The following is a 12,828-nucleotide window of genomic DNA, read 5'->3' as shown; positions in this document are numbered from 1 at the left end:
CCCGGGCGACCGGGGACGACTGCAAGGGGCCGTGGCGCAGCTGGTAGCGCACCACACTGGCAGTGTGGGGGTCAGGGGTTCGAGTCCCCTCGGCTCCACCCTTCACGAGGGCGTCCGCTGGACATGGCGGACGCCCTCTGGTCATGGTCGACACCGGTTGCCGCCCGGCTACGGCATGACCCGGGAGATGCGGGCGGAACACCGCAGCCGCTGAGACCCGGCCACCTCGCCCCGGTCAGGCGTCGGCGACGCAGGTGAGCTCGTGCGGGCTCAGGTTGGCGCTCATCCGGATGCCACCGATGGTGGTCGTCTCATCCGAGTCCGCGTGCTTGTCACCCCAGACCATGGCCTCCTTGCGCAGCTCGGGCCGGTTCAGGAAGAGCACGTCGGCCAGGGTGGCGAAGAGGGTGTGACACATCCGCGAGCCCGGCTTGAACGAGCAGCTCGCGTTCACGTACCGGACCTGGTCCTCGCCGTCGTGCTCGATCCGCACCGACACGTCGTACTTGAGATCGTCGGTGGGGGTGCACTCCAGGGTGTGATCCGCCCCGCTGATCGTGTGCTCCCCGGACTCGTTCTGGTCCTCGCACGCCCATTTGTTGGCCTTCTTCAGCCACGTGTCGGCGATGTCCGAGACCTTCACCGCGGGCAGGTACCGGTCGCTCGCGTCGGGGAACTGGCTCGGCAGGGCGGGCGGGGTGCTCGGTCCGTCCGGTTGGACGCTTCCGGCAGCGGTGAGCGCGCCACCGCCGCCGCCGACGAGGCCGCCGCAGCCGAGTGCGACCGCCATCAGGAGGACCGCCACGGCGATCGGTGGTCGCCGTGGCCCCGGCTTCGGCAGGGCCGCCGGTGGCGGTGGCATGCCGGGAAGCGGTTGCCGCGCTGGCGGGACCGGCGGCGGACCCGGGACCGGTGATGGCGGGACCGGCGGTGGTGCGGCCGCCGGTCCCGCCGGCGCGAGGGTGCGCCAGCCGGTGCCGTCCCACCAGGACCTGCCGTCGGGTGAGCGCTGGCCGATGACGGGCTGGTTGTCGGTCATGAATACTCCGCCTTGACATACAGCCGGAGCGACCTCGTCCGCTCGGCCTGAAGGTCGTACCGATATCCGCCGATCTCGGCGGTCACGTTCTCGCCACCGGTCAGTCGCGGAACGAGCCACTGCTCGATCTCGCTGACCAGAGCCGGATCGTCGGAGAACGGCAGCGCGGCGAACCAGACGAGGAAGGTGCGCTTCGTCTCGCTCACCTCGCGTCCGTCCGGCGAGGTGACGGTCACCGAGTACCCCTGGATCAGTTCCGCCCTGATGTCGAGGTGCAGCTCGTACTCGGTCTCGCCGGCGCGCAGTGTGCAGCCCGGGCCCGAGTCACCGTCCGCGCACGCGAAGCCCTGTTTCGTCAGGACCGCGAGGAGCGCTTCCCCCTTCAGCCCGGGGATGCACTGGGCGCCTCCGCAGTTGGCCCGGTCGCTGTTCTTCCTGGCGTTGTGGACCAGCGCGTAACCGCCGGCGCCGCCACCGAGGAGCGCGACCAGGGCTACCGCGACGCCGAAGACCATCAGCCGCCGCCAGGTCAGCCTGCGCCCGGCCGCGGTCGGCCCGTCCCGGCCGTCGGGTGGCGGCCCGGACCTTGGTGCCGGCGTACCGGGCGGTGCGGGAACGCGCGGTGGCCCAGGGGGCGACGGCACGGCGGCAGGGTGCGGAGAAGGCAACGGCCCCGAGGGTACGTCGGTCATGGCTATGCTCCAGTGCGGACGTAGGTGGCCCAGCGCTGCTTGAAACCGTCGGTCGACATGCCCAGCACCCGCTTGCAGATGGCGTTGAAGACCGGCGTCTCCACCAGCGGCTCGCCCGTCATGTCGTTGTACTGGATGACGGCCTCGTAGAACTCCACCGCCGCGGCCCGTCCCTTGAGTCGCTCCACCCAGGAGAACACCGTCGAGCTCACCGCGTAGTTGTAGGCCATGCTGCTGCCGTAGAAGCTGGTCGAGCTCGGTAGTTTGCCCTTGAACCGGCCGGCCGCGTACCGGCGGCTCGCGGCGCCCGTGCCCTCGGCCCAGCGGGCGAATCCCTCCAGCGCCCACCTCGGGGCACCCAGCAACCACTCGGCGGGGCCGATCGTGGTGGCGCGCGCCGACACCGCGTGGGTCAGCTCGTGGCGCATGACCCGACGTGGGCTGTCGTCGAACGACTCGATCCGCTTGAGGTTGACCACCACCCGGGCGCCCGCGTACTGCCCGGTGTAGATCTCGCCGTTCTTGCGCACCCCGAACTGCGGGATCTCGAAGCCCTCGATGGTGGGCTGGAAGTTGCCGGAGCTGCCGAGACCGAACCACTTCGCGAAGGTGGCCTCGTCCCGGGTGAAGAAGAGGACGTGCCCGGGGAACCGGGTGCGGTCGCCCCACAGCTCCTCCACGTACCGCGCCTCGTCCTGCGCGACCGCGGCGTACCTGTCCAGGTCGGCGACCTTCGTGTCGCTGATCAGGCAGACGTTGCCGGCGTGCAGCACCTTCAGCGGCATCTGGTACCACGGTGCGTCCGCCGGCAGCCCGTCGAGGCCCAGTTCCTTGCGGTTGCCCTGGGTGACACCCAGCATCTCCGTGATCACCAGCTTGGCGTCTCGCCTGACGACGGTGATGCGGAACGTGGCGGCCGGTGACACCCCGCCCGGGCCCGCGTCGGCGCTCAGTTGCAGCACCTCGTGCACCGGGCCGAACCGGTATGCCTCGCCTGCCCGCCGTGGCGCCCGGGACCGTTCGGTTAGGTAGTGGAACGTGGCGATCTTGAGCTTGCGCAGGTTGGCGAAGACCATCCGCTGCTGCTGGATCAGCTCGTCGTTGGACTCGTCCAGATCGGCGAGGAAGGCCCGCTCGTCACCCTTCTTCAGCGCCTCGGCCCGACGGTTCAGCAGCTGCTGCAGGGACCGGGCGGTCGGCTCGCCGCTGACCGGCTCGCTCGACTCCCTGATCGTCGGACGGCTCGGCGAACCGCAGCCGGCCAGCGCGAGCCCGCCGACCATGAGCAGGGACCGTCTGGACCACTGGACACCACAGCCGTGAGCATCCAGGCGAACACTCGCCACTACGCCCTCCCCGGGAAGCCACGCATCGCCGTCAAGGTGCCGGCGGTCGATGCGGTGCACCAGCCGGCCAGGGTCCGATGCGGCATCAGCGACGCTAGCGGCGCCGGGGCCGGGAGCACGTCGGCTCGTGGTTTGAGGTACGGACGCAAACCATGGTGGTAGGGCGACGGCTAGCTGCAACCAGCGTGGTAGGCGGCGAGCGCGTCCGCCCCGGCGCCGGACCGCCTCAGGATCCGGCGGCCGCCCGCTCCCGCGGCCCGTCGGGTGCTCCGGCGCGGTCGGGGGCGGTCCGGCCCGGCAGGCGGGTCAGCCCGGCGGCGACCACGCCGAGGGCGATGGTCGCCGCGGCGCACAACAGGAGCGTCCGGCGGGCGCCCAGGCCGGCCGTCAGCGGGCCGCCGACCAGGGTGCCCAGGGGCACCGCCAGCACGGTGACAGCGCCGTTGGCGGCCAGCGCCCGGGGCAGTTCCACGGGGGTGGCGCTGCGTTGGAACAGCGCCATCGACGTGGACGGGTACGGCGCCCAGATGAGGCCGGCCAGGGCGAAGGCCGGCAGCGACAGGCCGACGGGCGTACCCAGGCCGAGCGGCAGCATGGCGACGCCGAACCCGACCACGATGCCGATGGTGGTCGGCCAGAGCGGCCAGCGGTGCAGGTAGCCGGTGGCGAGGCCGCCGAGGAGGGAGCCCGCGCCGAACGCCGTGTAGTAGAGCCCGAGGGTCGTGGCGGACGCGCCCAGGTCCTCGGTGACGAGGACGGGCATGGCCACGTAGAACGGGCCGAAGAGCAGGAAGAACCCGAAGGTCAGCACCAGCAGGCCGAGCAGGGACCGGTTGCGGCGGATGATCTCGAAGCCGGCCGTGCGGGAGGCGGCGGTCCCGGTCGGATCTGTTCGCGTCTTCGGGGTGGGGATGGCGAGACGGTAGGTGAGCGCCAGAACGGCGAACGTCGCTGCGTCGATCGCGATGACCCACACCGGTCCGGCAAAGCTGATCAGGACGCCCGCCAGCGGGGGACCGATGATGGTGGCGGCGTTGCCGAGGATGCCGAGCACCGCGTTGGCCGGCAGGTGGTGTCGTCGGGGCAGCAATTCGGCGATCAAGGTGAAGCGCCCGGCGGTCCCCCACGAGCGCAGCAGCGAGGCCGCGGCGAGCAGGGCCACGTACAGGCCGATGCTGAGGACCCCGGCGAGGTGCGCGGCGGGGATCGCCGCGAGCGCGACGGCCCGCAGGCGGGCGTCCCAGCTGGCGAGCTGGGCACCGCTCAGGCCGGCCAGATACCGGCCGAAGATCATCGATCCGGCGGCGCTGGGCAGGAGGTACGCCGCCACCGCGATCGCGGTCCAGGTGCCGCGCTGGCCCGGGGGCGCGAGCTGTAGGGCCAGCCAGGTCACGGCGACGAGTGCCATGCCGTCGCCGAGCGCGGACACCGCCAGGCCGGGCAGGACCCGTCGCAGCAGGGGGTGGCTGACCACCGGCCAGTACGGCGAGGAGCGGGGGAAACGGAGCGGCGCTGGTGCGGACGGCATGGTGCCCACCCGACACGACACCGGGCGCTCAGATCAACGAAATCGGCCAAGGGCAGAAGGCTCGACCAGGTCCGTCATCGGCGCCACGCCCCGCGGCGCGTGGGTGGACGCGCTGGACGACAGGGAGTCGATGTGCTGCCGTTCCGGTCCGGGCCGATGGCGTAGCAGTCGCGGTCGGCCAGGGCCAGTGACGGTAGGCGGTCGAAAAACCGGTCAATCGACTCAGGCGCCCGCGAATGGTATGTGCGGATGGCCGGCCGCCGGGCCGCATCCGGCCGAAGCGGCCCGGCCGGCGCACCCCCGGGTGTGTCGGGCCGGACCAGGGGTAGTCGTGCCGCGGCCGGGATGAGCGGGGGAGGATCGGTGGACGCATATCCTGCCGTGGAGAACCATGGCCTGATCGGTGACCTGCAGACCGCGGCGTTGGTGGCCCAGGACGGCACGATCGACTGGTTCTGCGCGCCCCGCTTCGATTCACCCAGTCTCTTCGCCGGGCTGCTCGACCGCCGCAAGGGCGGCCACTTTCAAATCTCGCCCGACGGCGTCGACCATGTGAGCAAGCAGCTCTACCTGCCCGGCACGCCGATCCTGATCACCCGCTTCCTCAGCGCGGACGGCGTGGGCGAGTTGGTGGACTTCATGCCGGTGGCGGGCGATCAGGCGACCGACCGGCACCGGCTGGTCCGGATCCTGCGGGTGGTCCGGGGCAGCATGCGGTTCCGGGTCGACTGCCGGCCCCGGTTCAACTACGGCCGGGACCGGCACGAGATGGAGATGCACCGAAACTGCACGGTCTTCCGCACCCCGACGCACTCGCTCACCTTGAACGTGGTCCGGTACGCCGAACGCCTCACCGAGACCTACGAGTACCGGCGGAGCGAAGAGGGCGTCTGCGTGGTGGCCACCCTGCGCGAGGGCGAGGCCGGTGGCGTGGTCCTGGAAACGGGCTCGCCCGAGCCGCCGCGCGCGTACGCCCCGGCCGAGGTGGACGACCTACAGGTCGAGACCGAGGAGTTCTGGCGGCGCTGGCTCGACCGTTCCCGGTACACCGGGCGGTGGCGGGAGATGGTCGAACGGTCGGCGATCACGCTGAAACTGATGACCTACGCGCCGACCGGGGCGCTGATCGCCGCTCCCACCGCCGGGCTGCCGGAGCAGATCGGCGGCCCGCGCAACTGGGACTACCGCTACACCTGGATCCGTGACGCGTCGTTCTCGGTGCACGCGCTGCTCGGCCTCGGCTTCGCCGAGGAGGCCCAGCGGTACCTGCACTGGGTGAGCGACCGGGTCCAGGAGGCCGGCGAGAGCGGCGTGCCGTTGCAGATCATGTACCGGATCGATGGCTCACCCGAGCTGGCCGAGGAGACGCTCGACCACCTGGAGGGCTACCGCGGTTCCGCACCCGTACGGATCGGCAACGGCGCGGCGGGCCAGCTCCAACTCGACATCTACGGCGAGATGCTCAACGCGCTCGAACTCGTCGACAGCCACGGGCTGGCCCCCTTCCACCAGGGGTGGCTGAACACGGTGAAGCTGATCGACTGGCTCTGCGACAACTGGGACCAGCCCGAGGACGGGATCTGGGAGACCCGCGGCGGCCGGCGGGACTTCACCTACGGCCGGCTGATGTCCTGGGTCGCCCTCGACCGGGCGGTCCGCGTCGCGCAGCGGCGCGGGCGGCCGGGCGACATCAGCCGGTGGATGGGCGTCCGCGACCGGATCTACCACCAGGTCATGAACCGGGGCTTCCATCCCGGGCGGCGCGCGTTCGTGCAGCACTACGGGACGGACGTGCTGGACGCTGCCCTGCTCGTGATGCCGTCCGTCGGATTCGTCACGCCGACCGATCCGCTGTGGCAGTCGACGCTGCGGGCCATGGACGAGGAACTCGTCTCCGACAGCCTCGTCTACCGCTACGACCCGGAAGCGTCACCCGACGGCCTGCCCGGCAGCGAGAGCACCTTCACCATGTGCACCTTCTGGTACGTCCAGGCCCTCGCCCGGTCCGGGCGGCTCGACGAGGCCCGGCTCACCTTCGAGAAGATGCTCACCTACAGCACCCATCTCGGCCTCTACTCCGAGGAGATCGCGCCGAACGGGGACCAGACCGGCAACTTCCCGCAGGCCTTCAGCCACCTCTCCCTGATCAGCAGCGCGGTGGTCCTCGACGAACTCCTCGGCGCCGACCACTAGCTGGCGCCACGCTCGCGAGTGTCGGGGGCCGGGGTCAGCGTGCCCCAAGGCGGCGGGCCGGCCTGACCGGCGGTGCCGCACCGGGCCGGACGCCCGGGGGGCGGCCACCGGTCGTGGCGGTCCGCCCCCCGGAGCAGCACCGGCGGGTGCGGCGTCAGCGCGGCTGGTACGCCTTCGGCAGGCGCATGCCCCGCTCGGCCATGAGCTGCCGGACCCGGTTGGGGTAGTTGGTGATGACGCCGTCGACGCCCAGGTCGATGAGCGCCGCCACGGTGGCCGGGTCGTCGCAGGTCCACGGGATGACCTTCAGCCCACGGGCGTGCGCCTCGGCCACCATGGTGGCGTCCGGGTAGAAGCGGAAGCCCGGGTCGGCGACGGTGCCGTTCTGCGGGAAGCCGTAGTTGGGGGAGAGTGCGGTCACGCCCGGAATGGCGGCCGCGGCGCGTACGAAGTCACCGCCGAAGTCGTCGGCGTCCAGGCCGCCGAGCCACGGCGAGGCGCCGGGCTTGCCGACCTGGAGGAAGTCGTAGTTGGTCAGCGCCACCAGCGGCCACCCGGGGGCGAGCCGGTGCATCACCCGCAGCGCGCCCCAGTCGAACGACTGGATCGTCACCTGGTCCTCGATGCCCGAGGCGCGGATCTCCTCGTAGACCCGGCGGACGAACAGCTCGCGCGGCGCGGTCTGGTCGGGCGCGCCGGCCTCCACCTTGGTCTCGATGTTCAACGTGAGCTGGCGGGCGTGGTAGCTCTTCACCAGGTCCAGCACGTCCCGCAGCTCGGCCATCCGGACCCCGGCGATCTGCTCCTGCTCCGGGAAGCCGGGCAACTGCTGGAACCCGCAGTCCATGGTCTTGATCTGGGCCAGGGTCAGGTCCTTGATGTACCGGCCCACGTAGGGGTACGTCGGGTCGCCGGGGCTGACCGGCGCGGTGTCGCGGCACTTCTGCGCGCTCACCTGCCGGTCGTGCGTGACCACGACCTTCTCGTCCTTCGTGACCTGCGTGTCCAGTTCCAGTGTGCTGACCCCGAGGCGCATGGCCTTGGCGAAGCCCGCCAGGGTCTCCTCGGTGGTCAGGCCGATGCCGCCCCGGTGTGCCTGCAGGTCGAAGTGGGTCTTCTGCGGCAGCACGCCGGGACCGGTGCCGGTGGCCGCGTGCGCCACCGCGGGCGTGGCCAGCACCGCCCCGGCGGCCAGGGCCGCCATGAGCTGACGGACGGACATGGGAAACCTCCCCCTCGTTCGGATGACGGTGCCGAAGCTAGGGGCGGGGTCGGTGCCGGTCGTGGCGCTGACGTGAGGAGGCCGTGAACGTTCGCCGACGTCACGGGTGCCCCGGCCGGCGGTCGCCGCCGGCCGGAACGCCCGCGAGCCGTGACCGGCGGGCCCGCGAAGCCGTCGTCGCGGGCCCGCCGGCCGGCTCACCGCCGGGTCTTGGGCAGGTCGAACTGGTCGGCCCGGCGGCAGTCCTTCGGGCCGCCCACGGCACCCGGACCCACCCGGTCCAGCGCCTGCCGGGCCCGGTGGCGGCCCAGGTTCCAGGCGTACCAGGGGTCGGACTTGTCGAGGTCGTCGGCGATCCAGCTCAGGGTGCAGCGGCGGACCGGATCGGGGAGCCTGGTCAGGGCGGGCGTGGCGTCGGCGGAGAGGGCCCGCAGGTACCAGGCGTCGATCTTGCCGGTCTGCTCGTACCGCAGGATGTTGCGCCGTGCGGCGTAGTCCTCCGGGTTCAGCGCGGCCAACCCGAGCAGCATCAGCACGGCCAGCGCCACCGTCGAGCCGGGGATCCACCGGCCCTGCCACCGCACGCCGGCCGCCAGGATCATCAGGAACACGGCCCCGAGCAGCAGTTCGAACGCCATCACGAAAATCCGCTCGCCGGTGAAGCTGTAGACCTTCTGGTAGGTCCACATCCGGGACAGCGCCGACACCACGATCACCACGCTGAGCGCGCTGAGCAGGCCCAGCAGCACGCGCAGCAGGGTCCGCTCGATCGGCCGCTCCCGGCTGGCCCAGCGGCTGACCCCGCCCAGCACGGCCAGGGTCAGCAGGGTGACGAAGAGCAGCTGCCAGAAGCCGCTGCGGGCGTACTCGGAGTAGCTGAGGCCGGCCACCTTCCGCACGTGCCGCTCGCCGCCGAAGAGCACGGTGAACTGCACCACCACGAAACCGGCGAAGAGTAGGGTGAGCGCCCCGATGGCCGGTGCCCACTCGAGCAGGCCGAGGCGACGGCCGGCGGGCCGGTCCACCGTGGACAGGTCGGGGGGCGCGGCCAGGGTGTAGACCGCCGCGACGGCGATCAGACCGCCGACGGCGGCCAGGAAGATCCAGCGGAACACCGTACCGATGTTGATCTCGGGGACGATCGCGCTGAGGACCTCGTTGAACGCCGCGTCGGCGGAGGCGAGCAGGGCGCCGAAGACGACCAGCACCAGCACGGTGGCGACCACCGACCCGACGATCCGGCGGACCATCGCGGCCTCGGGCGAGGCGTTGATGTGCCGGCGTACCCAGGGCAGGCCGCGGAACGCGGCGAACGGCGCCGCCACCAGCCCGAACAGGATCGACCGGACCAGCCGGCCGCCGATGATGGCCAGGGTGGCGCAGCCCAGCGCGCCGAGCACGCAGAACGTCACCAGCCACCAGGCGTTGCGGAAGGCCAGTACGGCCAGCAGCGCCAGCGCCGCCACCGCCCAGCCGCCCCGGATCAGCCGCTCGGCGCGCGGCAGTTCGGCGGTGCGCCGGCGTACCCCCGCCAGCACGCCGAGGGTCAGCGTGAGCCAGCCCAGGAACCAGCCGATGCCGACCGAGTTCAGCGGTACGAAGAAGGCGGTGCCGAGCGCGCCGGCCAGCACGGCGAGCGGCACCGCCCGCCCGGTGGCCTGCTTCGGCCCCGGCCAACGGGCCCCGAGGAACGAGGTCCGTGGCTGGGGCGGCCGGGGGACCCAGAACCCGCCGGGCGGCGGCGCCGCGCCCCAGGGCTGCGGCACCGGTGGGGCGAGGCCCGGCGGCACGGCCGGCCCACCCGCCGGCCCGGCGGGCTGCGCGGTCCCGGGTCCGGGGCCGCCGGCCGGGGTTGCGGCCTGAGACGGCGCCGCCGCATCCGGCGAGAGCTGGCCGCTGGTGGCGGTTCCCGGTGTTGCCGGTGCGGTCCGGCCGGCCGCGGCCGCCGCATCGGCCGCAGGGGTCGGGTCGCCGGTGGTGGTCGCCGTCACCCCACCTCCGGACCCGGCGTCGGGTCCGCCGGCGGCCGGGGCCGCGTCGCCGGTCACCGGGCCGGCGGCCGGGCCGGTCGGTGCGGTGGTGGCCGGGCTCGCGCCGGTCGGTGCGGTGGTGGCCGGGTCCCCGCCGGTTGCCGGGGCAGTGGCCCGGGCGGCGCCGGTCGGTGTGGTGGCCGGGGCGGCCGGGCCGGTGACCTCGACGGCCGGGGCGGTGGCCTGGGTGGGCACGCCCGGCGCGGACAGCACGATCGGCGCTGCGTCCGGCGCGGCCTCGCCCGGCGGGACCAGCGGCAGGAAGACGGCGTAGCCGCGCGTGCCCGGTGGCACGAGGACCGGAATGGCCCAGGCGGGCTCGCCCTCCCGGCCGGGCCAGACCACACCGGGCGGCCCGCCCGCCACCTCGGGCATGACGAGCAGGTACGGCGGGACGGCAGCGGGGGCGTCACCCGCCGAGGGCCCGGCCGCGGGGGCGGCCGGGGGCGAGTCTGGCGTCGACGGCGGCTCGGACACGGCGCGCTCCTTGATGGCTCGGGGGTGCCGTCACTGTAGGACCCTGCCCCGCCCGGCGAGGTCCCGCGACGCCGACGCGGTCCGTTCGGTTTGCTCGACCGGACCGCCGCCGCCCCGGTAACCGGGGACGAGGGGCGCCTTCAGACGACCGCGACGCGGGCCACGACCCGCCAGGCCCGGACCCGGGTCACCCCACGCCGGGACCTGGGTCGCGGCGCGTCGGGACCTGGGGCACGGGCCGCCGCGGCGGGACCTGGCGGCCAGGCGGTCGGCCCCGGGTCGAACCTTTGCCGGCCCGCGCCCGTACCACCTGCCGGAGGTCCATCCCATGGCCGTACGTCGTCGAATCCTCGCCGCTGCCGCGGCCGCCACCGTGACCCTGTGCTGCACCGCCGGGCCGGCCCAGGCGCACGGCGCGCCGACCAGCCCGCTGAGCCGGGCGGCGGCCTGCGGCCCGGAGGGCGGCCGGGCCGGCACGCCGGCCTGCCGGGCGGCCGTCGCCGCGGGCGCCGCGGTCCGCGAGTGGGACAACATCCGGGTCGCCCGGGTCGACGGCCGGGACCGGGACCGCATCCCCGACGGCGAGTTGTGCAGCGGAGGGCTCTCCGCGTACCGGGGGCTGGACCTGCCGCGCGCCGACTGGCCGGCCACCACGCTCACCGCCGGTGCCCGCTACACCTTCCGCTACCGCACCACCATCCCGCACCGGGGCACCTTCCGGTTCTACGTCACCACCGACGGTTACGCCCCGACCTGGGGTCTGAACTGGGCGGACGTCGAGGCGAAGCCGTTCCTCACGGCCACCGACCCGCCGATCCGCGGCGGCGCGTACCAGCTGTCGGGGCGGCTGCCGGCGGACCGGACCGGCCGGCACATCATCTATGTCATCTGGCAGAACTCGGACACCCAGGACACCTACTACTCCTGCTCCGACGTGGTGTTCCGATCGGTGGCGGCCGCCTCGCGGCCCGGTACCGGCCGGTCGGCGACGCCCCCGGCGGGCGCGGCGGCGCCGCGTACCGTCGCGTCGGCGCCGGCCGGCGAGCCGGGTGACCGCCCGGCGGAGGGGACGCCGGTGGCGGCCGTGACCGACGCCGGCGGCGGCCCGCGCCGGCCGGTGGTCGCGGCGGCGGTGCTGATCGGCGTGCTGGTGGCCACCATGGTCGGGCTGCGGTTGCGCCGTCCCGGCGGTGGCCCGGTCGGCCGGCAATGCGGGATCCGCAACCACCGCGCGGGTCGTCGCCGGATCTGGTGAGGCCGCCACCGCCCGGCCGGGCAACCGGGTCAGCCCAGGTGGCGGTCGATCTCGGCGAGTTCCTCGGCGGAGAGGTCGAGGTTGTCCAGGGCGGCGACGTTCCCCTCCAGTTGGGCGACGCTGCTCGCCCCGATGATCAGGCTGGTCATCCGGGGGTCCCGCAGCGCCCAGACCAGCGCCAGCTGGGCCAGGGTCTGCCCGCGCCGCTCGGCGACCGTCGCCAGGCCGCGGATGGTGGCCATCTTCTCCTCGGTCAGATCGCTCTCGTTGAGGAAGACGCTGGTGCGTACCCGGGAGTCCGCCGGGATGCCGCCCAGGTAGCGGTCGGTGAGCAGGCCCTGGGCGAGCGGGCTGTACGCGATGCAGCCGGCGCCGACCCGCTCCAGCGTGTCCAGCAGCCCGTCCTGCTCGGTCCAGCGGTTGAGCATCGAGTACGACGGCTGGTTGATCAGCAGCGGGGTGCCCAGGTCGCGCAGGATCGCCGCGGCCCGCTCGGTCTGCTCCGAGGTGTAGTTGGAGATGCCGACGTACAGCGCCTTGCCGGAGCGGACGGCCGCGTCCAGCGCGCCCATCGTCTCCTCCAGGGGGGTGTCCGGGTCGAACCGGTGCGAGTAGAAGACGTCGACGTACTCCAGGCCCATCCGGCGCAGCGACTGGTCCAGCGACGAGATCAGGTACTTGCGGGAGCCCCACTCGCCGTACGGGCCGGGCCACATGAGGTAACCCGCCTTCGTGGAGATCACCAGTTCGTCCCGGTACGGCCGCAGGTCGGTGGCGAGCATCCGGCCGAAGTTCTCCTCCGCCGAACCGGGCGGCGGGCCGTAGTTGTTGGCCAGGTCGAAGTGGGTGATGCCGAGGTCGAAGGCGCGCCGGACGATGTCCCGCTGCCGCTCGTACGGCCGGTCCGGGCCGAAGTTGTGCCACAGCCCGAGCGAGATGGCGGGCAGCCGCAAGCCGCTGCGCCCGCTGCGCCGGTAGGTCATCGCGTCGTAACGGTCGTCGGTGGCGAGGTAGGTCACGCCGTCGACCCTAGTCCCGGCCGGCCC

Annotated in this window: 9 protein-coding genes and 1 tRNA gene; 3 read left to right on the top strand and 7 right to left on the bottom strand. The window is 73.1% G+C overall.

Going from position 1 to position 12,828, the window contains the following annotated elements; all coding sequences use genetic code 11:
• Positions 1 to 25 precede the first annotated feature (25 nt).
• Positions 26 to 98 (top strand) — tRNA-Ala (locus ACIBPB_RS00760).
• 137 nt (positions 99 to 235) lie between these two features.
• Here the strand turns inward: ACIBPB_RS00760 and ACIBPB_RS00755 are convergent.
• The 4 genes from ACIBPB_RS00755 to ACIBPB_RS00740 form a co-directional block, all read right to left on the bottom strand.
• Positions 236 to 790 carry a hypothetical protein gene (locus ACIBPB_RS00755; RefSeq protein WP_396837568.1) on the bottom strand — a complete coding sequence of 185 codons (555 nt, stop codon included), beginning with the start codon at positions 788 to 790 and terminating at the stop codon, positions 236 to 238.
• Positions 791 to 1,035: 245 nt separating this feature from the next.
• Positions 1,036 to 1,554, bottom strand: coding sequence for a hypothetical protein (locus tag ACIBPB_RS00750; protein ID WP_396837567.1), 519 nt, complete (start codon positions 1,552 to 1,554; stop codon positions 1,036 to 1,038).
• A gap of 179 nt (positions 1,555 to 1,733) precedes the next feature.
• A complete protein-coding gene (locus tag ACIBPB_RS00745) occupies positions 1,734 to 3,014 on the bottom strand; it encodes a hypothetical protein (protein WP_396837566.1) in 1,281 nt (426 codons plus the stop codon).
• Positions 3,015 to 3,303: 289 nt separating this feature from the next.
• Positions 3,304 to 4,605 carry an MFS transporter gene (locus tag ACIBPB_RS00740; protein ID WP_396837565.1) on the bottom strand — a complete coding sequence of 434 codons (1,302 nt, stop codon included), beginning with the start codon at positions 4,603 to 4,605 and terminating at the stop codon, positions 3,304 to 3,306.
• Positions 4,606 to 4,968: 363 nt separating this feature from the next.
• Here ACIBPB_RS00740 and ACIBPB_RS00735 point away from each other — a divergent pair, with 363 nt between their 5' ends.
• A complete protein-coding gene (locus ACIBPB_RS00735) occupies positions 4,969 to 6,798 on the top strand; it encodes a glycoside hydrolase family 15 protein (RefSeq protein WP_396837564.1) in 1,830 nt (609 codons plus the stop codon).
• 154 nt (positions 6,799 to 6,952) lie between these two features.
• Here the strand turns inward: ACIBPB_RS00735 and ACIBPB_RS00730 are convergent, their stop codons facing one another.
• Together ACIBPB_RS00730 and ACIBPB_RS00725 are read right to left on the bottom strand one after the other, a co-directional pair.
• Positions 6,953 to 8,020 (bottom strand): glycerophosphodiester phosphodiesterase family protein, encoded by a 1,068-nt coding sequence (locus ACIBPB_RS00730; RefSeq protein ID WP_396837563.1) that lies wholly within the window; start codon positions 8,018 to 8,020, stop codon positions 6,953 to 6,955.
• Between the two features lie 197 nt (positions 8,021 to 8,217).
• Positions 8,218 to 10,527: a DUF4153 domain-containing protein gene (locus ACIBPB_RS00725; protein WP_396837562.1), complete on the bottom strand. Its 2,310-nt coding sequence runs from the start codon at positions 10,525 to 10,527 to the stop codon at positions 8,218 to 8,220.
• 328 nt (positions 10,528 to 10,855) lie between these two features.
• Between ACIBPB_RS00725 and ACIBPB_RS00720 the strand changes: the two genes are divergently transcribed.
• Positions 10,856 to 11,782, top strand: coding sequence for a lytic polysaccharide monooxygenase (locus tag ACIBPB_RS00720; protein ID WP_396837561.1), 927 nt, complete (start codon positions 10,856 to 10,858; stop codon positions 11,780 to 11,782).
• Positions 11,783 to 11,811: 29 nt separating this feature from the next.
• Here ACIBPB_RS00720 and mgrA read toward each other — a convergent pair whose 3' ends face one another.
• On the bottom strand, positions 11,812 to 12,801 hold the full coding sequence (mgrA, locus tag ACIBPB_RS00715) for an L-glyceraldehyde 3-phosphate reductase (RefSeq protein WP_396837560.1): 990 nt from the start codon (positions 12,799 to 12,801) through the stop codon (positions 11,812 to 11,814).
• Positions 12,802 to 12,828 lie beyond the last annotated feature (27 nt).

Origin of the sequence: Micromonospora sp. NPDC049836 (genome assembly GCF_044465125.1) — a bacterium.
Taxonomy (GTDB): domain Bacteria; phylum Actinomycetota; class Actinomycetes; order Mycobacteriales; family Micromonosporaceae; genus Micromonospora.
Note: the sequence above shows the minus strand (reverse complement) of the source record. Positions and strands in the feature narration are given on the sequence as shown.